General features: G+C 37.2%; 20 protein-coding genes. 15 read left to right on the forward strand and 5 right to left on the reverse strand.

The features are described from left to right. The first annotated feature begins 2 nt into the window (after positions 1-2). From WC460_01185 to WC460_01250, 14 genes are all read left to right on the forward strand, one after another. Positions 3-2,267: a DUF87 domain-containing protein gene (locus WC460_01185; protein ID MFA5187954.1), complete on the forward strand. Its 2,265-nt coding sequence runs from the start codon at positions 3-5 to the stop codon at positions 2,265-2,267. A 44-nt stretch (positions 2,268-2,311) separates the two neighbouring features. Beyond that, entirely contained in the window at positions 2,312-3,700 is a 1,389-nt protein-coding gene (locus WC460_01190) for a PIF1 family DEAD/DEAH box helicase (protein MFA5187955.1), read from the forward strand. A gap of 368 nt (positions 3,701-4,068) precedes the next feature. Then, positions 4,069-4,548, forward strand: coding sequence for a hypothetical protein (locus WC460_01195; GenBank protein MFA5187956.1), 480 nt, complete (start codon positions 4,069-4,071; stop codon positions 4,546-4,548). 95 nt (positions 4,549-4,643) lie between these two features. After that, positions 4,644-5,120 carry a peptide-methionine (S)-S-oxide reductase MsrA gene (gene msrA / locus WC460_01200; protein ID MFA5187957.1) on the forward strand — a complete coding sequence of 159 codons (477 nt, stop codon included), beginning with the start codon at positions 4,644-4,646 and terminating at the stop codon, positions 5,118-5,120. 4 nt (positions 5,121-5,124) lie between these two features. Further along, a complete protein-coding gene (locus WC460_01205; protein MFA5187958.1) occupies positions 5,125-5,643 on the forward strand; it encodes a GNAT family protein in 519 nt (172 codons plus the stop codon). Position 5,644: 1 nt separating this feature from the next. Continuing rightward, complete coding sequence (locus WC460_01210; GenBank protein MFA5187959.1) at positions 5,645-5,938, forward strand: hypothetical protein; 294 nt, start codon at positions 5,645-5,647, stop codon at positions 5,936-5,938. 32 nt (positions 5,939-5,970) lie between these two features. Then, complete coding sequence (locus WC460_01215; GenBank protein MFA5187960.1) at positions 5,971-6,453, forward strand: TspO/MBR family protein; 483 nt, start codon at positions 5,971-5,973, stop codon at positions 6,451-6,453. Between the two features lie 57 nt (positions 6,454-6,510). Beyond that, entirely contained in the window at positions 6,511-6,723 is a 213-nt protein-coding gene (locus WC460_01220) for a hypothetical protein (GenBank protein MFA5187961.1), read from the forward strand. Positions 6,724-6,832: 109 nt separating this feature from the next. Next, positions 6,833-7,423 carry a hypothetical protein gene (locus WC460_01225; protein MFA5187962.1) on the forward strand — a complete coding sequence of 197 codons (591 nt, stop codon included), beginning with the start codon at positions 6,833-6,835 and terminating at the stop codon, positions 7,421-7,423. Next, positions 7,420-11,355: a DEAD/DEAH box helicase gene (locus tag WC460_01230; GenBank protein ID MFA5187963.1), complete on the forward strand. Its 3,936-nt coding sequence runs from the start codon at positions 7,420-7,422 to the stop codon at positions 11,353-11,355. Before WC460_01225 ends, WC460_01230 begins: the two co-directional genes overlap by 4 nt. Position 11,356: 1 nt before the next feature. Continuing rightward, on the forward strand, positions 11,357-12,223 hold the full coding sequence (locus WC460_01235; GenBank protein MFA5187964.1) for a polysaccharide deacetylase family protein: 867 nt from the start codon (positions 11,357-11,359) through the stop codon (positions 12,221-12,223). A gap of 49 nt (positions 12,224-12,272) precedes the next feature. Further along, positions 12,273-12,902, forward strand: coding sequence for a DUF3800 domain-containing protein (locus tag WC460_01240; GenBank protein MFA5187965.1), 630 nt, complete (start codon positions 12,273-12,275; stop codon positions 12,900-12,902). Positions 12,903-13,031: 129 nt separating this feature from the next. Beyond that, positions 13,032-13,400, forward strand: coding sequence for a hypothetical protein (locus WC460_01245; protein MFA5187966.1), 369 nt, complete (start codon positions 13,032-13,034; stop codon positions 13,398-13,400). A gap of 7 nt (positions 13,401-13,407) precedes the next feature. Continuing rightward, on the forward strand, positions 13,408-14,676 hold the full coding sequence (locus tag WC460_01250; GenBank protein MFA5187967.1) for an NAD(P)/FAD-dependent oxidoreductase: 1,269 nt from the start codon (positions 13,408-13,410) through the stop codon (positions 14,674-14,676). Positions 14,677-14,853: 177 nt separating this feature from the next. Here the strand turns inward: WC460_01250 and WC460_01255 are convergent, their stop codons facing one another. Continuing rightward, positions 14,854-15,714, reverse strand: a complete 861-nt coding sequence (locus WC460_01255; protein MFA5187968.1) for a hypothetical protein — start codon at positions 15,712-15,714, stop codon at positions 14,854-14,856. A 133-nt stretch (positions 15,715-15,847) separates the two neighbouring features. Here WC460_01255 and WC460_01260 point away from each other — a divergent pair, with 133 nt between their 5' ends. After that, positions 15,848-17,521 (forward strand): hypothetical protein, encoded by a 1,674-nt coding sequence (locus WC460_01260; GenBank protein MFA5187969.1) that lies wholly within the window; start codon positions 15,848-15,850, stop codon positions 17,519-17,521. A 100-nt stretch (positions 17,522-17,621) separates the two neighbouring features. Here the strand turns inward: WC460_01260 and WC460_01265 are convergent, their stop codons facing one another. From WC460_01265 to WC460_01280, 4 genes are all read right to left on the reverse strand, one after another. After that, the gene (locus tag WC460_01265) at positions 17,622-17,813 is read right to left on the reverse strand and encodes a hypothetical protein (protein ID MFA5187970.1); all 192 of its coding nucleotides are present in this window, start codon (positions 17,811-17,813) and stop codon (positions 17,622-17,624) included. 27 nt (positions 17,814-17,840) lie between these two features. Beyond that, complete coding sequence (locus WC460_01270; protein ID MFA5187971.1) at positions 17,841-18,092, reverse strand: hypothetical protein; 252 nt, start codon at positions 18,090-18,092, stop codon at positions 17,841-17,843. A gap of 13 nt (positions 18,093-18,105) precedes the next feature. Next, on the reverse strand, positions 18,106-18,288 hold the full coding sequence (locus tag WC460_01275) for a hypothetical protein (GenBank protein ID MFA5187972.1): 183 nt from the start codon (positions 18,286-18,288) through the stop codon (positions 18,106-18,108). Positions 18,289-18,429: 141 nt separating this feature from the next. After that, on the reverse strand, positions 18,430-19,737 hold the full coding sequence (locus WC460_01280; GenBank protein ID MFA5187973.1) for a deoxyhypusine synthase family protein: 1,308 nt from the start codon (positions 19,735-19,737) through the stop codon (positions 18,430-18,432). Positions 19,738-19,757: the final 20 nt, after the last annotated feature.

The following is a 19,757-nucleotide window of genomic DNA, read 5'->3' on the forward strand; positions in this document are numbered from 1 at the left end:
TTATGAAAATAAACTTAAATCAGAAGCAAAGAATAATTGTGGCAATTATATATCTAGCCATACTGTCTTTAATTTTTTATCTACTTGGTGGAAACTTAAAGCAATTAGCTTGGGACAGTAGTTATGACTCTAGTATTTGGTTTTATGCTGGAGCGTTTATGATAATACTTGGGACTTATATCGTTGAACCATATTTCACTAAGCCTTCCGACGCAATAGCTAATTCAACGGCTATTCTTATAGCATTGTTTGGGCTATCTGCAAAGCAAGATCTATTGGGATATTCTTTTATATTTTACTATGCTGTTAGCATCTTGATTCTGAGCATATTAACCATTTTCCTAAAAGACTCAAAGAATATATTCTGGTTAAAATTTTCAAAGGTGACTTATTGGATTGTTGAAACATTCGGAACCTCAAAAGTAATTTTTTCTATTATATATTTATCTGCAAGTTATTCATATTTCGCACAACAAAATAAAATAATCCCATTCATTAGTATCGTAGCTTTTTGGATTTGCTTAACTTTTTTTGATGTTATCAGTTTAATTGTTGAAAACTTTTCAAGATTTATCAATTTAATTAAAAACAAACCTGGGGAGGAATTAGGCCAGGCTATTGGCTGTGAAAATCCGCTTCTTTATAAGGTGGAAATAGATTATTTAAAGCATAAACCATGTGCGATAAAATATGGCGATTTAGTTGCCTTGGAAACATCTATCAATGTTGGCTCAATAGGTATGGTTGTAGATATACAGTATCTCTTAAACAAAAGATGGTTAAGTATATATCTTTTGCAAGACGAAAATGGCGACATTCTAGAAATAAATTTAAAAGATAAGAAATTGATAACGGAGCCAAAATCAATTTTTACAAAAGAAAATCTCGTATATCTTTTAGACATCTCTACAATTACAGATGAATCTCTGAAAACAAAAATTGGAAGTAACCCTCTATACAAAAATAAAGAGCAATTTATTGGGTATGTTTCCAGCGGTTCAAACATAAATACACTAAATTTTTCAATTATCAGAGAAACAAACAAGCTCGAGCAGAAAATTAGTGAAGGGGTGATTCTAAAAACTTTAATTTACGGACAAGAAACGCTTTATCAAGTTATAAATGGCAATGCAAAGGAAGAACAGCTTGAGAATTTTGATCGACATGGTTTCATAATCGGCATCGCTAGAAAATTAGGCAAATACAAAAAAGACACTAAGGATTTAGATGTAAGTAAATGGATGCCTTCGAATTTCTCCCCACTTTTCTATGCATTTTCTGGTAGTGTTTCGGAAACGAGAGTAAAAGAAATTGCACAGAATTCTATTGGTCGTCTTCCTGATACGGATTTAGAAATTCCACTTAAAGATCCAAATGCTATTGTTACTCACAATACTGCGATTTTAGGAATTTTAGGAATAGGTAAGTCCTGCCTCACCTTTGAGATTATTAAGAAAATAATTGCAAATACAGAAAGTAAGGTTATTTGTCTTGATATAACAAACGAATATTTTGATGAGCTTGTTGCTTATGGATGTGAACCCCAGATACTACCTGACGTAGAGATCCAACTGGTATTAAATCCTAATTATGAAGCAATAAATAAAGACATTTACAAAGGCGGTAATCATGCCCAGTTTAGACAAAAAATAACTGAGTTGATTAAAACATTTTTTGACGGAGCAAATAAGCTATTGATTATAAATCCTGAGGTCTACGATGTTAGTAAGCAAACAAATGATGTAAAAGCAAAAAAAATTGGTCCTGGCCCAAATGACTGGCAGGATCAAGCACCAATGGTAGATCTTACTTTGGTTGAGAAAACCAGAATTATAGCAGAAGTAATTTTAGAATATTCAAAAGGGAGGGGAAAATCCCAAAGTGCTAGATGTCTTTTAGTTTTTGAGGAAGCTCATTCCCTTGTTCCTGAATGGAACTCAGTCGCAAGCGAAGGTGATAAAAGTGCTACAAATGGAACAGCTAAAGTTATATTGCAAGGTAGAAAATATGGCTTGGGAAGCATGGTTGTCACTCAAAGAACTGCGAATGTAAGTAAAAGCATCCTCAACCAATGCAACACAATTTTTGCTTTACGAGTTTTCGATGACACAGGAAAGGGATTTTTGGAAAATTATATTGGCAAGGATTATGCCGATACTCTGGCAACTCTTGAGGAGAGACACGCTATTGCTATTGGCAAAGGGTTAAAATTAAAACAACCCGTTATAATCCAATTAAATAATAGAGAGGATATTATAGAGAATTAGTATCTTTTGAAAGCAAGGTTAGATACATAAGAAATTCTTTTATTATGAAACAAAAAGATGCTCTAGAAATTTTAAAGATGGGGTATAATGTTTACTTAACCGGAGCGGCCGGCAGCGGCAAAACTTATTTATTAAATAAGTACATTGAATATTTAAGGGGAAATAATATTCCCGTGGCCGTTACGGCTTCTACTGGTATTGCAGCTACTCATATGAATGGACGTACTGTTCATTCGTGGTGTGGTATGGGTATAAACATGAAAATGAATAAGAGCCAGATTAGCGAATTAGCTGATAAAGACTATATCTATAGTAATATTACCAATACCAAGGTATTGATTATTGATGAAATTTCAATGCTTCATGCATCACAACTGGACTTGGTTAACAATATCTGTAAAAATTTAAGAGATAATGATATTCCATTCGGCGGTATGCAGGTTATACTATGCGGTGATTTTTTTCAGTTACCTCCAGTTAGCAAGGGGAATGATCTTGGAAAATTTATTACAGAATCAGATATCTGGAGTGAAATGGACTTAAAAGTTTGTTATTTATCTGAACAATACCGGCAAGATGACCATCAATTTATTAAAATTTTAAAAAATGTAAGAGCCAATCAGGTCGATCAAGAAGCCTTAAAATTACTTAAAAGTAGAATAAACGCTGAAATCAAAACTGATTTACAAATAACAAAATTATATTCGCACAATATCGATGTAGATCGAATTAATGATATGGAGCTGAATAAGATTTCCCAGGAACCGAAAGAATTTGAGATGCATAGTGAAGGCAAGAATCAGAAAATAATTGAAACCCTGAAGGGCTCCTGCCTGGCTCCAGAAAAATTAATATTGAAAAAAGGGGCTATGGTCATGTTTGTAAGGAATAATTTTTCCAATGGTTATGTAAATGGAACCTTAGGTAAAGTAATTAACTTTGACGATGATACCGGCTGTCCTATCATTAAAACTTTTAAGGGCGATAGGATTATTGCTTATCCCGAAACATGGAAAATTGAAGAAAATTATAATGTACTCGCCCAAATAAGCCAAATACCTCTTCGATTGGCATGGGCAATAACAATTCACAAAAGTCAAGGTATGAGTTTGGATGTAGCTGAAATTGATTTAAGCAAATCTTTCGCTTACGGCATGGGATATGTTGCATTATCTAGAGTAAAATCTTTATCAGGAATAATCCTTAAAGGTTTGAATGATATGGCTTTGAAAATTGATGAAAATATTTTAAGAATTGATAAAGATTTGATGGAAATGTCCCAAAATTTTTTAAAAGAATATCTATGTATGTCAAAGAAAGGTATTAAACAGATTCAGGATAATTTTATTAAAGAAAATGCCGAGATACCAGGGGATTGTGAAAATGAATATTGTGATTGTGACGAAGTAAAGTTAGAAGATATCCCTTTTTAAAATATTTATCCTTACCAAATCCGATTTTTTAAAATACGCCTGATGTTACTGCTATTTGCACCCTATCAGTATTTAGACTTAAAATCTGACCGAATTTACACACAAATATTTAGTTTAGAAAAAATCGTCCCGTGCGCGGGGCGTTTTTTATTCTTGACAAAATTAAATATCTATGAGAAGATTTCAATCAACAGCGTCTTAGCTTAAGTTGGCGGACAGCATCACCATTTTATGGCATTAAAAATTATAGAATGCCTTAATTACAATGGAGATGCATCCCCAACACAAAGCGTTTCTAGGCCGCTTTTTTATTTGACAAATTTAACATTTTTGTTAAGCTGTGAGTAATTTAAAGAAGGAGGTTTAAAATGGACGTTAAGGAAATACCATGGAAGATCTTTGAAAAAATTTCCAGTAATTGCGGCATGGCAGCCCCAGCCTGGTCTTACAAAGGCAAGGACTACCAAGTGAGCCAGCTTCTTGATCCTGAAAAAAAGAAAGTGATTGGCTTTATGTGCTATCGCCAGGATAAAGAAGAGTGCTTTACCATCCTCTATTTCTGGTGGAAACTACCGGGAAAGGATGATACTAGCACAGAGCCAGCCCTGTTCATTAAAGCCGGGCCAGTTGATATCGGTGTTTGGGCCTTTGGGAAGGGCCGTCAAATGCAAGAAAGATTGGTTTTACACTTTCCTCATCGCGAAATTCCCGGAAGTTTGGCTTTAAACAGGCCCCTGGGCTTTGCCATAAGTTATGGCGCGGAATTGATCCAAGTGCACGACTGCAGAGGCGTGGAATTTTGGGAAAAAGACAGGTTTCCCGAAGGCATCTTCGTGACCCCGCCATAAGCAGGTTATTTTGATTTAAGGCCCACTCAAAGGGCCTTTTTTATTTGTAAAACCACCAGCTAAATGTTAAAATAATAACAAATAAATATAACAATATGAAGGAAAAACAATTAGAAAAAGCAGATTTTGCCGCAGGTTGCTTTTGGGGAGTACAGGCTGATTTTGATAAACTAAAGGGCGTAAAAGAAACAACCGTTGGTTATGAAGGCGGAGATTTTAAAAACCCGACCTATGAAGATGTTTCTTCAGGCAAAACAGGCCAGGCTGAAACAATTCAGATTAAATATGATCCCACAGAAATATCATATCAGGATCTGCTTAATGCTTTTTGGAAAATGCATAATCCCACGACTTTAAACCGCCAGGGCCTAAATGTGGGCACAAATTACAGGTCAGTGATTTTTTATCATAATGAAGAACAAAAAATATTGGCAACTAAAGCTATTGCAGATTTGGAACACGCTGGCACATATAAAAAAATTGTAACTGAAGTTGTCCCAGCCAAAGAATTTTGGCCAGCTGAAGAATATCACCAGAAATATTATTTAAAACATAAACATCTGGTTTGTTAAAAATATGGTAATTAAAACAAAACAATTTACAATTAGGCCGTTTAAAATGTCTGATGCTAAAGATATTGTCAAAAATATTAATAATAAAAAAGTGTCGCAATATCTTTCAACAGTGCCATATCCTTATGGGATTAAAGATGCAAAAACATATTTAAATAAAGTAATTACTCAATATAAAGTAAAGGAGCCTGCTACTTATGCTTGCGGGATTGAAATAAATGGTGAGATTTGCGGAAGCATAGGCTTGCATCGCATTAAAATCGGTCATAAAGCAGAGCTGGGTTATTGGCTGGCAGAAAAACACTGGGGCAAAGGCATTATGAGCAAAGCCGTGAGCTTATTTGTTGCCCAGGGTTTTAAAAAGTTTAAGCTGATCAGGATTTATGCCTATGTCTTTGCCCAAAATAAAGGTTCAAAAATCGTCCTGGAAAATAATGGATTTAAGTTAGAAGGCTATTTAAAGAAACACGTTAAAAGCAATAATAAAATTTACGATGCTTATCTATTTGCTAAAGTAAAATAATATGCCGTATAAATTTGAATTAAAGCCAGTTGGAAAAATTGAGAAAGCAAGCGTGGCAGATGAAGACGTGCTTGCTTGGATTAAGACACTACAAAAGGAAGGTTTTTCTAATGAAGAAATTGACGCCCTGATGTCTAAGATGAATAAACTCTACCGCCAAAAACGTCGGCCAAATTTTATTGCTGAAGAATTGGAAAAGTTTAAGGCTGAGTATAGAAAAAAGAATGGGTTTGAAATGCCCCAAGAAATGGAAGATTATTTTATAAAAGGTTTGCAGCAAAGATTTGAAAAATAAAAATTAATTAATCTTAATTTAAGTAAAATAATATGGCCAAAATTAATTGGTTTAGATTAATTTTTTCATTTCTAATCTGCCAGGCGGCTGGGGGGATTGGCGCGATTTTTACCATGCCGGGCATCAGTACCTGGTATGCGACTTTGCAAAAGCCGGCCTTTAATCCGCCTAATTGGATTTTCGGGCCTGTCTGGACAATGCTTTTTGTTTTAATGGGCATTGCCTTATATTTAGTTTGGAATAAGAGCAAGGAAAAAGAGGGGAAAAATAAGGCGATCATATTTTTTTGTATTCAGCTGGTTTTGAATATTGGCTGGTCTTTTTGTTTTTTCTATTTGCAAAGTCCCTTAGCAGGCTTAATTGAAATTTTTGTACTGTGGATTTTTATTTTACTGACCATTGTTTATTTTTATAAAATTTCCAAAATTGCATCATATTTATTAATCCCATATATTCTGTGGGTTTCTTTTGCAGTAGTTTTGAATTATTTTCTTTTTATTTTAAACAAGATTTAAAATATCTTGCCAAATGATTTTTGTTATGATATAAAACAGTACAAGGAGGTGCTGCCAATGAGGTATCTGCTTCAGATTTTTGTGATGTTAGCAGAGGTCGGAATTATAGTAGTAGCTGGCTTTATGATATATGAAAATCCCAGAGAACCCCTAACCTGGGCATTGGTAATTTTGGGTTATATGGCCTGGGAAGATGTGGGCGGTTTTATGGCCTGGAATCCCCAAACCATTAAGGAATTCCTAGCCAATGCTAAAAAAGCCGGCTTATAACCACAGCAAAATTTCCCGCAAAACTGCGTCATTCGTGACGCAGCTTTTTTTATTTGCCATTTGGCTAAAGTTTGCAAAAATGATAAAATATAAGCAATAAACCAAATTTATGCTAAAACAAAAATTGCCTGATTTAATTGCTTATTCGGTAATTCAACTGCCCAAGAAATTACCGCGAGAAATTACGAATAAGCCAGAAATATTATTTAAATTAGCCCAAGATTTATTGGCAAAGTGTGCCAATGACGCCATTATTTTACAGGGAAACGGGTCTTTGGAATTAGCCATGGCTATTTATTGGATGGCCAGAGTCGTTTTTTGGGAGATTGTCTGGCAGCCGGCTGAAAAAAAACCAGGTTTGATTGTTTATTCTGATTTTGAACCAGAGGAAATTATTCATCCGCACTTTATTTTAAAACCATTAATCTGGACAGACAAAGAAATTAAAACTTTAAAAAAACAAAGAGCTAAAGATAAACAAACAGAAATCAGCCTTGATCTGGCCAAAACATGGGAGCAGGCCAAGATCAAGCAAAATCCTCTTAAGGCATTTTTGCGCCAACTTTATGCGATTGAGCCGGCCAAAAAGTCAGTGATCTTAAAAAACACTTGTCCGCTTGGGCCTGCGCTTTTTGCTTTTAAATGGTTTATAAATAGAGCCGAGAATGTTTATTACGAAAATATAAAATTTCAAATATGATAAAAATTTCTTCGGAACTTTTAATTGAAGAAGAAGCTGAAAATCTGGCTGAAAAAATAGCTACTATTAATGGCGGAGTTGATTTGACTAAAGATGAAGATTTGGAAGCATATGCCAATAAATATCAGGAGAGACTAAAGCAAATTATTGAATCTCAGCCTTTGCCAATCAAGGAGAAATTTGGGGAATTGGTTAACCGCTTGAGTAATGCCTTTAAATTGGACAAGGCTTTTTTGCTGCAAGGTGAAACAGGCTCGGGCAAATCCGTTTATTCACCCTTGGCAATTCTGGAAGCTTTAAAAATTTTGAATCTGCCAGAGAAAGTTGTGGTCATGCAGCCAAGGCGCGATGCCTGCCGCAATGTGGCCAGAGCCATAGCCGCCTTGACTGATTCAAACTTGGGCGGGGAAGTCGGTTTTTCTACTTCTGAAGAAAAAAAGTTTAATGACCAGACAAAAATCAGGGTGGTGACGCCCGGTATTTTTAACCAATATCTGGCCAACGGAGAATTGACCAAAGATAAAGTGGGCGCTGTTTTAATTGATGAAATGCACGAAGCCAGCAGCGAGTATCATTTGGCTATTGGCTTGCTGAAATTATTACAACAGGCGCATCATGCGCCACAAATCATGCTGACTAGTGCAACTATCAATAAGGAGCAGATACTGAATTTTTTTCAGATTGATAGCCATGAATATTTAAATGTCAGTGGCCGTTCTTTCCCGGTCAACCGTCATTATTCTGAGCAGGTTAATTATGAAAAAGATACTGATTATTTTTTTGAGATAAATAACATAGCAAAAAAGATATGTTCATCGGGTGAAAGCGGGGATATCCTGGTTTTTTTGCCGGGTCTTTATGAAATTAATGAAATGGCCGATGACTTGAGCAAATTGCCAGAGGTTGAAGTGTTAAAATTGCACAGCACGCTTAGTCCGGCTGAAAGAGATAATGTGATTATGGGTAAAAATGGCAAAAAAGGCCCTCGCCGCATAATTTTAAGCACTAATATAGCCGAAACATCTGTGACTGTGCCCGGCATAAAATTTGTCATTGATTCTGGCCGGCAAAGGTCTGTAAGTTATAATCCAAATTTGGGCATAAACGATTTTGTGACTGAATATATTTCCAAGGACCAAGTCGCCCAAAGAGCCGGCAGAGCCGGACGGCTTGAGCCAGGTGAATATTTTTCGGTTTTAAGTGAAGATGACTATGATCAATTGGCAGAGCATCCAAAAGCCGCGATTCATAAAGAAAACCTGGCGCATTTTGTGCTGGTGCTTAAATCAATGGGTATTAGTCCTGAAGAATTTCCTTTTATAGATCCACCAGCCAAAGATAAGCTTAAAGCGGCTGAAGATGAGCTGCAGATTTTGGGAGTTTTTGACGAGCAGGGGAAAATAAGCGCTATTGGCAAAGAAATGATGGAATTATCTCTGTCTTTTGAACCCAGAATGGCCAGGATGATAATTGAAGCCAGGAAATTAGGTTGTTTGAACGAGACTTTAATCATGGCGGCTTTTGACAGAGAGCGTTCATTATTCACTTTGCCCAGCCAGGAGGATGAGAAAAAATATGGCAGCCGTAAAATGGCCAATGTGCATTATCAGGAAATGCGTGCAAAATTTAACAGTGGCGGTTCTGATTATTTCCGTTCGTTAAATGTTTTTAAAGAGGCTTTGGAAAAAGGCTTGCTTGAAGCACACCACTGGGATAAATCTCAAGAAGGCCAGGCAATTTATGAAGATTTTATAAGTTGGTGCGATGATTACAGAATTTCAGCCAAAGCTTTAAAACGCATTGCCTTTGATGTAAAAAAATATCTTAAATATTTGGGACAAAACGAACCAAACCTAGAGAATATTTTAAAAACCAAGCCAAGACTTTTTGACGAGTCAGTAAAAACATTGGATCTTGATGAAAATAGCCTTTCCAAAGTTTTATTGTCAGGGTTTCCAGACAGGCTAATGCATCAAGTCAGTTTCAGGCCGCCGACTTTTGCCAGCCTGGGGAATAAAGAATTGGACAGGATTTTTATTTCGCCCGGGTCTGCAGCCTTTTCAAGTTCTGGTTTGGATTTTAGCTTGGGCTCTATTACGTACAATGAACGCTCTGAAAAAAATTATGCTGCCAATATCCATCCCTTGAATATTAAAGCGCTTTATGAAGCCAGGCCGGAATTATTTGCGGACAGGAAGCCGCCTAGGTTACTTTTTGACCCCAGAACAGGAGGCGTGTCGCAAATTAAATTTTTAAGCCTTAAAGATAAGCCGGAAATTATTGCGGGTGAAATTGAATTGCCCACAAACGGTCCTGAGGCAGAAGAAATTATTAAACATTTTCCCAGGCAGATAAAATTGGATTCGGTTGAATGCCAGGTGCATTATTTTTTTGAAATATTCGGATCAGAAGAATTAACTGCCAAAGTTATCGTGCCGCCTGGTAATATTTTTGGGATAAAAGAATTTTCTTTGCCCGAGCTGGGTACAAAAGACCAGAAAGTTTCCGTCAGATTTGCTTCAAGTGAAGATAGCCCGGCAATATTTTTTAGTCTGGACTCTCTGAAATATAAAGTTGAAGAAGATTTGCTCCATGAAAAATGGAAAAAATGGGACAATGAAAATAATAAGGGAAAAAATATTTTTATAAATAATGAGGACAGCCTGCCTGAAGTTGAGCAATTAGGCTTCAAACCAAAAGTCTATGCCATGGATCAGCAGGGAAATGAGCATTATGCCTATCCTGCAGTAGTTTTGGCAGGCTTGGATTTATTACAGCCCAAGCAAAATTTGAAAGTAACATATTTTCAGACTGAAGAACAAGCACAAAGCGCGCAAAGCCGGGCTTTGGCTCAATGGCAGGAATTTGGCTTTAACCTGGGGAGGATCAAAAAGAGCAAAGAACTGGCCACCAAATACAAATCAAGTTTTGATTTGGTTAGGGATATTAATGAAAAATTAGAAAAAATGGAAATGAAAGAGACTTCTGATTTAGGACAAGAGGCAAAGTACTTGGAGCAAGAGCTGCTTAATGATACTATGAGAAATTCAGAAAAAAGCATTGAAAGTACGACTGTTTTATTAAAGAGATTAAAACATGCAATTGAGGTCAAAGAAAATGACAATAAATTGAAGGGAAAATACGCCGCTGAGTGGCAGGATATTCTCGGCCAATATCAAAAAATGCAAGCTGAACATTCCTCTGTTCCATTTTATAATTCCCAATGGCGCAAGCTCATAGAAAAAATTGATCTTGTAGTGAGTGGCGATTATGATTTTGAACAGAGCCTAAAAAAAGCCATTGAGCTGGAAGCTGAATCAGCCAAGCCGGAATTGATCCAATTTTTACCTGCGGAATTTATAAGCGGCTTTAAAGGCAGAAAAGAGGCTTTGGAAAAGATGCTGGCCGAAGTTAAGGCTTTTAGAACAGGCCCGAAAAAAGAAAAACCAAAAGCTAAAGAGTTGACACCCGAACAAATGGAGCAGGAATTGAAGGAGGAAATGGAATTTTATGACATTATTTTACAGGAGCAGCTGCGCGATAAAAATTACTTGACAGCCGGAATTAATCTGGAAAAGCGCCAGAAAAATTTAGGCATTCTAAAGGATCAACGCAAAGAATTAAATTCCATCAGAAATGATTTAGGCAAAATTACGCTCAACAGCTCAAAGAGCAAATTTGGCGCAATCAGGCGTTCTATTGATAAAGCTGTTTCCGAATTAGCCAAGCAAACGAATTATAATCCAAAATGGCCGGCAGTTTATACCGCTATTACCGATGAATACGTCCCTCAGCTGGAAGAATTTTTAGGCCAGAAATTTGAAGCCTCGGACTTAAAACGTAATTTTGAGAAGCTGGTTGCTGTAGCTAAAAATCCATATTTATCTGCAAATGATATTAAAAAACAAGTTGAAGATATTTTAACTTCTTAATATGAACGGCAAAAGTCGTAAGATTATTTTGGATATTGCAATCGTTATTTTGATAATTGCGCTGGTTGTGATTGCTGATATTGTTATTAGCAAATTTCGTTCAAATCCGGCTGAAGAAAAGATTGCTAAAAATGGCCAGTCAGCGGCAACTGATAGTTTGGCCTTGCTGCCCATTGCTGCCAATGAAAAAGTTTTTCTTCCGATTCTAAATTTTCACCACATTGACAAAGCACCTGCTAATTTAAGCGCGGTTGATAAAAGTTTTTACATTGAACCAGCAAAATTTGAAGACATTTTAAATAAGCTGATTGCCGCTGATTACAGGCCGGTATTTACCAGTGAAATTGTTAATGGCCTAAAAGATCTGAAAATTCCCGATGAAAAAATCATAGCCATTACCTTTGATGACGGCAATGAGGATTTTTACACTCAGGCCTGGCCGATTTTGCAAAAATTAAAAATTATATCCAATATCTATATTATGACCGGGGTTAAAGGCAAAAGCTGGCTTACGCCAGAGCAGATTATTGAACTGGATAAAAGCGGCCTGGTGGAAATTGGTTCGCACACAGTTTATCATCAGAAATTAACAAAAATTACCTCAACCGAAGCTCTTAAAGAATTAATAAACAGTAAAAAATCTCTGGAAGATTTGTTGGGCAAGGAAATAAATATTATTTGTTATCCTTTTGGTTTGTATAATCAACAGATTGAAGATCTGGCTCAAAAAGCCGGCTATGAAGCTGGTCTGACCTTTGATCAAGACGCCTGGCAAAATCCCGACAATTTATTTGAGCTCAAAAGAATCAGCGTTTATCCGGGTTTGGATGTGATGAAATTTTTGGAAAAATTAAGGGATAACAAATAAAGAATTTCATCTCGTCTAAAGCCGAAGCCGGACTAAAATATTTTTAAATATGGCCTATATATTTTTAGACGAAAGCGGTGATTTAGGGTTTAGTAGCCGTTCTAGCCAATGGTTTATTTTAACCATTGTTTTAACCAATAAGCATAGAAAAATTGAGAAATGCGTCAAGAAAGTACATAAGGGATTAAAAAAGAAGTATAAGAAAATCAAAGAACTTCATGCTTATCATTCTGATGCAACAACTAAAAAGAGGATATTAAAATTGCTTTCAGACGCAGACGATTTAAAAGTATTATGTATTATTTTAAATAAAAAGAAAGTCTACACGGACCTAATAAATCAAAAAAGTTTTCTTTACAATTATACTGCCAATATTTTATTGGAGAGACTGCATAACAGGAATTTAATTAAAACAAATGAAAGAATCAATATTTTTATTGACCAGAGAGAAACAAATAAATTTTTAAAGAAAAATTTCGAGGACTATTTGAGGAGTAATTTAGTTAAAAGAGGGAATAATGATTTTGATATAAAAATCAAACCTTCGCACACGGAAAAATGCCTTCAGGCCGTTGATTTTATATCTTGGGCAATATTCAGGAAATATGAGCAGGGTGAATACGAATATTATGAAATTATAAAGAATAAAATTATTGAAGAAAACTTGCTTTTTCCATAAATAAGAAAACCCCCGGCTTTAGCGGGACGCCTTACGGTATCCCAATGCAGGAGGATTTACTTCTATGATTAAAGTATATCAAAGGTTATGCACGTTGTCAATATAGCCTAACTCATCTAAAATAACTTTATGACCAAACAATTTTTAAGAGACTCTTTAATTTGGGGCGTGGCTTTATGGTTAATTGGCTATATTTTAGGCTTTATTTTTTTTGCCATGGCTCCGGCTAATTTAATCGGCTGGTATATAATGCCGTTTGGTATTGTTATCACTCTGTTTGTCGCTTACAAATTTATTAAAAGCAATAATTTGCAGGATTATTTGAAAGTCGCTTGCATCTGGACAATTTTGGCGATTGTTTTAGATTATATTTTTTTAGTTAAACTGCTTAACCCAACAGATGGTTATTATAAGCTGGATGTTTATGTGTATTATAGCTTAACTTTTATTCTGCCGATTTTAGTCGGTTGGTACAAAATTGCCAAATTTGCCAAATAAAAAACTTATGAAATATGATGTCTCAATTATTGGCGGGGGTCCAGCCGGATTAATGGCCGCGGCGCGAGCAGCCGAGCTTGGCGCTAAGGTTATTTTAGTGGAAAAAAATCCTGGGCTCGGAGTTAAGCTTCTTTTAACCGGCGGCGGCCGTTCAAATTTGACCAATAATATCACAGATCCGCGGGTTTTTGCGGCACGCCTTGGCAAAAATGGTAAATTTCTACTGGCTGCTTTATATAAATTTGGCGTTACAGAAACTTTGGATTTTTTTCACAGTCGCGGTTTATTGACAAAAGTGGAGAATAACAACAGGGTTTTTCCGGTTAGTAATAAAGCCGCTGATGTGTTAGCTGTTTTTTTAAAAGAATTGCAGAAATATCAGGTGGTAATCAGCGCTAAAAGCCAAGTTAAAAAAATTGTCAGCCAAAATAATAAAATTGTTAAAATCGTTTTGGCTAGTGGCCGGGAAATCCTGGCTAATAATTTTATTCTGGCGACCGGCGGTAAATCATATCCGCAAACCGGTTCCAGCGGCGATGGCTATAAATGGCTTGTGCAATTGCACCATACCATAATTTCTCCTCAGCCTTGCCTAGCGCCGCTTTTAGTTGAAGCTGCTTTTATTAAAGACCTGGAAGGCTTAAGTATTATTGGAGCGAAGCTAAATCTTTATTTTGGGGCAAAAAAGATTGCCAGCACAAGCGGCGATATTATTTTTACCTCAAGTGGTTTAAGCGGTCCGGCGGCTTTAGATTTGAGCCGTTTGATTGCTCCCGAAGCAATCAAGGATTTATATGTGGAGGTTGATTTTTTACCGCAGCTGGAATCATCTTTTTTGGACAAAAAATTACAGCAAGCTTTGGCCTGCGGAACTAAGCAGATTAAAAATTGTCTTGATGGCTTGGTCGCGCCAAAATTTAAGCCGGTTTTATTTAAACTGAGCCAAATAGATCCAGCCAAAAAATCCAGCCTTATCAGCCGTCAGGAAAGATTAGCCCTGGTAAAATTATTGAAAAATTTTAAACTTAAAATAAAAGCTCTGGCTGGTTTTGAGCGCGCCATGATTACCAGCGGCGGAGCGGTTTTAACTGAAATTGATCCCAGGACAATGCGTTCTGAAATAATAAGTAATTTATTTATTTGTGGTGAGATTCTGGATCTGGCTGGCCCGACCGGCGGTTTTAATCTGCAAATTTGCTGGTCAAGCGGCTATTTGGCGGGTGAGTCAGCAGCAACCGGTATAATAATAAAAAGCCAAAGAACAAAGCTCAAATAACAAACCTTTGTCCTGCGTGGCGGGACTATGGCTGGCGAAGGCAAAATAATACCAAAATCTAAAATTAAAAATTTAAATTTCTGGATTAAATCAGCTTCTTGAGACTAAGTGCGACTTTTTTAAATTAAAAAAGGCAGAGATGACTCTGCCCTTTAATTTTGAAGCTAATGAAGAGTTCTATTCCAGTCCGCCGGGATCTTTCCAGCAGTCTGGCTCCAGATGGAAAACTGCCAGCGGAAGCTTGAGTCCGGTTTGTGTGAAGATACATAGGAACGGCCGATTGATGATAAGCTTTTTTTTCGGAATTGTTACGCAGGCACGTATCAATGTCATGGCTGCTGCATCCTGAACCCTGGCGCCGTTTTCATTCAGGCGCAGTTTTGTTTCCTGCAGAGCTTGGGATATAACAGCAGGGTTGCCGTTACTGTCAGTGGTGGACATGCCGATTAACCAGGAAAGGTCAGGCTGATTGGTAAAGTCAACCATCGGAAATTGGAGGCCTTCGTAGCCAGGATTATACCGAAGTTGTGAGATTAGCTTTGAGGCATAGCCAATTAGCTCCAAACCAGTCGGGACATCATTGGCCATGGTCAGATAAACAGCATCATCTGAAGCCGTGCTTATTTTGGCAATCGGCTCTGCCCGGTCATAAGCGTTGAAAAAGCTCACTTCTTCTTGCAGGTGAATACCAGGGTATTTTGCCCCATTTTGTCCCTGGATCTGGATCCTTTTACCTTTAAGAATCCATTCAACCATTAAGTCCAGAACAGCGGCTACGCCGAATTCTTGCGTTTTAAATTCAGGCAACCGGATGGAAAAACCGCGTTTTTTCAGGAATTCGTTGATCATTTTTGCATCCAAAGAGGCGATGCTCTCAATTTCCTTGATCTTTGTGATTTCCTTACTATGTTCCAGAAATTTCCGAATCAATTTCTCTTGGTCGGGGTTTTGGGCCAGCCATTCTCTTCCTTTGCCGAGCAAGTCTTCTGATTTGAGCAGGGCAGCTATGAGCGTGTAGATCGTTGCAGAATGAGACATTTTTTCCTTCCTCCTTTTTTTTGGATTTTTTCTTAAATATTCATTTGTAGAGCTGATTAAAAAGTAGCAAAATAATTAATTTTTGTCAATAATCTGATATAATAAATTAAGCTGCTAATTCTAAATAATTTGCATGCAAGCTCAAAAACAATATAAATTCCATTTATTCGTATTATTAGGGTTAATCCTCTTAAATTTAGCCTTTTTTGCTTTTAATTTAAATGATTTTTTTGTGTCTGATGATTTTGACTGGCTGACTATTTCCAAAAATACAGAGCACTCTTTAACTGATTATTTTGGTACTAATTATTACGGGAACAGGGGAGCTGGCGGCAGCTATCGGCCCTTGGTTAATTTGGTTTTTTGGCTCAATTATCAAATCGGAGGTTTAAACCCATTATCATACCACCTGACAAATTTAATTTTTCAGATTGGTGTGTGTTTTTTAGTTTATTTGTTGGTTTTAGTTTTATTTTCAGAATTTCCCGAGAAAAAACGTTTGGCAATTTTATCAGCACTTTTTTTTAGCATTTTGCCCAATCATAGCGAGGCAGTAATTTGGATTGCAGCAGTCTCAGATCCAATGGCTGCCTTTTTTTATTTGCTGGCATTTTATTTTTATATTTTATTTAGGAAAAAAGCCAAGTTTTATTTTTTGTTAATTTCTGCGACTGGTTTTATTTTGGCATTATTAACAAAAGAAATCGCCATGACTTTGCCGCTTTTAATTTTGGTTTGGGAACTTTATGAGGCGATTAACAAAAATAAATTCTCCTGGCGAAATATCATTTTAAAGCCATTGGGATATTGGCTGATTTTAACTCTGTATTTTATTGCGCGTTATGCCTCAATCGGCTTGTTTTTCGGCTACTATGCCCAGGAAAAAATAAAAATACACTTAGGCTTAATTTTTAAAATGTTTGCTTCCTTGGTAACTGATTTATTCTTCTATGGCAAAATGCGGGTGGTTTTAATAGATTATTTTTGCGCCAATAAATTATTCTTTGTTTTCTTGCTGATTTTAATTTTAACTCTGGCTTGGTATGCGCTTAGGAATTATCAGCCTTTGGCTGATAAATTTAAAGTCCTTTTTTTATTTGACGCGTATTTTGTTTTAATTCTGCCGGTTTTGCTTTTGAATTTTAATAATCTGACTGATGAAGGGGAGAGATATAATTATCTGCCTTCGGTTGTATTTTGCATCTTGCTAAGTTTGTTAATTGTCCAGATTAAAAAAGACAGGTTTTTAAAAATGATAATTCTCGGCAGTTTACTCCTTTATTTCTCTGCCTTTTTAATAACTAAGAATGAGAATTGGCACCAAGCTAGTTTGATTTCGCAAAAAGCCGTTTTAAATGATTTTAAACAAGCAGTTGATTTAACTAAGCAAAATCAAAAGCTGCTTTTTGTGGGTTTGCCTGATAATTTTGAGGGAGTGCCGGTTTTAAGAAATGGGATTAAATTAGCGATCAACTTGTATTATCCAGATTATAAATTTACAGGTGAAGTTTTAAATGCTTATCTGCGGTTAACCCGGCAAAATTGGGATCAGCAGATTTTAAAATGGGCAGATTATCCAACTGGTGGTTATTTGGCCAAAACAATAGATGGCAGGTATTGGGTAACTGGCTTTGACCGCAGGGAAACAGAAACTTATATTTTTGAAAACTGGCATTATAATTATGCCAATTACACGGCTGATACAATCCGTTTGATTTTAAAAGGGGACTATGAGAAAGCTTTAGCTGAAAATAATTTGCAGATTTTAATTTTTGATCAGGGGCAATTGAAAAGCTTGAATAAATAAGGTGGTTTGTCTAAAAAATTATAAATTTAAAAGACCCTCGGTTGTGAGGGCCTTTTGAGTTGGTCGCTTTTTAGAAGTAAATCTTTGGCATAAGATTCTGCTATGTAATCCTCGTCTCGCTCCAATCTTTTTTTGCCATGTTTGCCTGGATTCTTTGCGTGATCTCGTGGGGCACTTCAATTTCTTCACCACGGGTATGGTTGGCAAGCCTTTTACAGAAGTCCGGAAATTCACGCTTTAATTCTTTAACGTGTTTTCTGATTATCTTTAATCTTGACACTTTCTGGGGCATTTTTACCTCCTTTAATTTCTTTTCTGCTTAGCAGTAAATCTTTGGCGCACTTTCGTGCGCGTGTGCCTCGGATTCTTCGGCGGAAAAAGAAATTTTATCCAATTTTGGGCTGACATTTTTTACATGTTCAGCCCTGATCCTGTTAGAAAGCTCCTTGGGCATGGCGACTGGTTCGCCCGGTGCCGCTTTTCTAATGGCTTCAAAATATTCAGGGAATTCCTTTTTCATTTTTTTTAAGTTCCGCTTGGCCTTCTCAAAGATCGACATTTTTTTTGGCATTTTTACCTCCCTTTCAAAGTACTCTGTCAGCTAACTTTTTAGTGGCGGGATCCTCAATTTCGTGGGGTCCGATTTTGATGACTGGTTTAGACTTTACTTTGTACATCCTTGCTTCACCCTGCCGTCCTATTAGAATTACCTCAATTTTCCGTTTTTCTTTTCCACTGCTTTTCCCTTCTGTTTTTTCTTTAGCCATCTCAACCCTCCTTTTGATTTTTTGAGTTAAAGATCTATTTCTAGTTGTTTTTCTTGTCTTAAATATAATTTAAATGGCCTTTGAAGTCAAATTAAAAGCCCCTCGTTTATTTGAGGGGCATGTTTTGATTCCTGAGTTATTTTAGGTTTTTTTTGTTTTGGGCAGTTGAAGTGTAAACCGCATGGTTTTTTCCAGGCGCTTTAAGGAAGCGGGTTTCCCGATTTCTTTTAGGAGATTAGCCATTAGTTTTTTGCGTTGGCCAAAAAGCCTTAATTGTCCGTCTGCCCGAATATAACCGCGCGCTTCCGGATGGCGTTTATACAGCTTTTCTTCTCCCAGCTGTTTTTGCATTTTCAAGAAACGTTGCCTTTTATCCAAGAGCGCCCAGGCAATCAATGGCATTACCGTGGAATAATCTGTCTGGAAACTTTCCACTGTGGACTCTAGCGCTTCTTTGGAAACCTTGCCCCAGGTGTGGGCTTCTTGGCCTTTGCAGGAGGTAAGAGAGCCGTCAGTGACTGGCGCGCCGACAATTTGCACGTCATAATCATAGCCATTGATATTGGGAAGCATGAAGATCTGCGAAAGAGTCGGCTCTGGCTGGAGGGAAAAATTTTTCGGTACGCCGCCGCCCAAAATCAGGATGGCCAATTGCTTGGTTGCTGATTGTTTCAGACCCCAATAATGGTAGGCGCAGCTCTCAAAAACTTCCTCATGGATGTCAATATCAAATTTGTAGTTTATTTCTTTGAGCTTACGAAGAGCCCACAGTTTTACTGAGTTTAGAAAGTTTGAGCCATCGCCAGGTGCGCCAACAAAGACAGGAATTGCATTGCGATAACAGGTTGAAATTAGGCCGGGTTTTATCTTGAATGCTTGTTCTTGCGCTGCATAGTATTTGCCAAGCAGATAGCGAAATTCTGTGCCTGTCATTTTGCGTTGGAATTCGGGCTGACATAGCATGGCAGTGATAAACTTGTCTTGATCGTAGAGGATTTTTTCTGAAAAGCCGATGTCAGTAATCCGAATTACTCCCTCTTCGCGTAATTTTTCATCAGCTCCTTCAATGGGAACCTCGTAAAGCGGGCGCTCGGCAAAGGCCTGGAGCAAATCATGACCGTCATGATAGCAGACAGCATCAGTTGTCGTGATATAGGCCACCCAGCCGGTTTCCAGAAGAGGGATGAACCAGGCTCGGTGCTGGTTAGAGGCTGTGAGCGGACCAGAGACTGAAATAATCAGGGGAACGCCGCGGCCAATGGCCTTGTCCAAAATAGAATAGATGCGCCTGACATAAGCGCCGCCAAAAGCTGGCATGCACTCTAAAATAAGCTGTTCTGGCGTGCTGATGTCTGTGACTGGTGTTACTTGAATAGATCTCCCCATGAGCTTTGATTTTTTAGTACCAATCCCATTTTTGCAGGGATGTCTTTTTTTAGCTTTCGCCATTTAATGCCTCCTTTTTTGTA

It is taken from the genome of Patescibacteria group bacterium, assembly GCA_041651155.1.
Lineage (GTDB): Bacteria > Patescibacteriota > Patescibacteriia > CAIXNZ01 > CAIXNZ01 > JAPLYF01.

Excerpts from the sequence above, each read along its gene's own strand:
- WC460_01185 (MFA5187954.1), top strand. The coding sequence starts at position 3 with ATGAAAATAAACTTAAATCAGAAGCAAAGAATAATTGTGGCAATTATA.
- WC460_01190 (MFA5187955.1), top strand. The coding sequence starts at position 2,312 with ATGAAACAAAAAGATGCTCTAGAAATTTTAAAGATGGGGTATAATGTT.
- WC460_01195 (MFA5187956.1), top strand. The coding sequence starts at position 4,069 with ATGGACGTTAAGGAAATACCATGGAAGATCTTTGAAAAAATTTCCAGT.
- msrA (MFA5187957.1), top strand. The coding sequence starts at position 4,644 with ATGAAGGAAAAACAATTAGAAAAAGCAGATTTTGCCGCAGGTTGCTTT.
- WC460_01205 (MFA5187958.1), top strand. The coding sequence starts at position 5,125 with ATGGTAATTAAAACAAAACAATTTACAATTAGGCCGTTTAAAATGTCT.
- WC460_01210 (MFA5187959.1), top strand. The coding sequence starts at position 5,645 with ATGCCGTATAAATTTGAATTAAAGCCAGTTGGAAAAATTGAGAAAGCA.
- WC460_01215 (MFA5187960.1), top strand. The coding sequence starts at position 5,971 with ATGGCCAAAATTAATTGGTTTAGATTAATTTTTTCATTTCTAATCTGC.
- WC460_01220 (MFA5187961.1), top strand. The coding sequence starts at position 6,511 with ATGAGGTATCTGCTTCAGATTTTTGTGATGTTAGCAGAGGTCGGAATT.
- WC460_01225 (MFA5187962.1), top strand. The coding sequence starts at position 6,833 with ATGCTAAAACAAAAATTGCCTGATTTAATTGCTTATTCGGTAATTCAA.
- WC460_01230 (MFA5187963.1), top strand. The coding sequence starts at position 7,420 with ATGATAAAAATTTCTTCGGAACTTTTAATTGAAGAAGAAGCTGAAAAT.
- WC460_01235 (MFA5187964.1), top strand. The coding sequence starts at position 11,357 with ATGAACGGCAAAAGTCGTAAGATTATTTTGGATATTGCAATCGTTATT.
- WC460_01240 (MFA5187965.1), top strand. The coding sequence starts at position 12,273 with ATGGCCTATATATTTTTAGACGAAAGCGGTGATTTAGGGTTTAGTAGC.
- WC460_01245 (MFA5187966.1), top strand. The coding sequence starts at position 13,032 with ATGACCAAACAATTTTTAAGAGACTCTTTAATTTGGGGCGTGGCTTTA.
- WC460_01250 (MFA5187967.1), top strand. The coding sequence starts at position 13,408 with ATGAAATATGATGTCTCAATTATTGGCGGGGGTCCAGCCGGATTAATG.
- WC460_01255 (MFA5187968.1), bottom strand. The coding sequence starts at position 15,714 with ATGTCTCATTCTGCAACGATCTACACGCTCATAGCTGCCCTGCTCAAA.
- WC460_01260 (MFA5187969.1), top strand. The coding sequence starts at position 15,848 with ATGCAAGCTCAAAAACAATATAAATTCCATTTATTCGTATTATTAGGG.
- WC460_01265 (MFA5187970.1), bottom strand. The coding sequence starts at position 17,813 with ATGCCCCAGAAAGTGTCAAGATTAAAGATAATCAGAAAACACGTTAAA.
- WC460_01270 (MFA5187971.1), bottom strand. The coding sequence starts at position 18,092 with ATGCCAAAAAAAATGTCGATCTTTGAGAAGGCCAAGCGGAACTTAAAA.
- WC460_01275 (MFA5187972.1), bottom strand. The coding sequence starts at position 18,288 with ATGGCTAAAGAAAAAACAGAAGGGAAAAGCAGTGGAAAAGAAAAACGG.
- WC460_01280 (MFA5187973.1), bottom strand. The coding sequence starts at position 19,737 with ATGGCGAAAGCTAAAAAAAGACATCCCTGCAAAAATGGGATTGGTACT.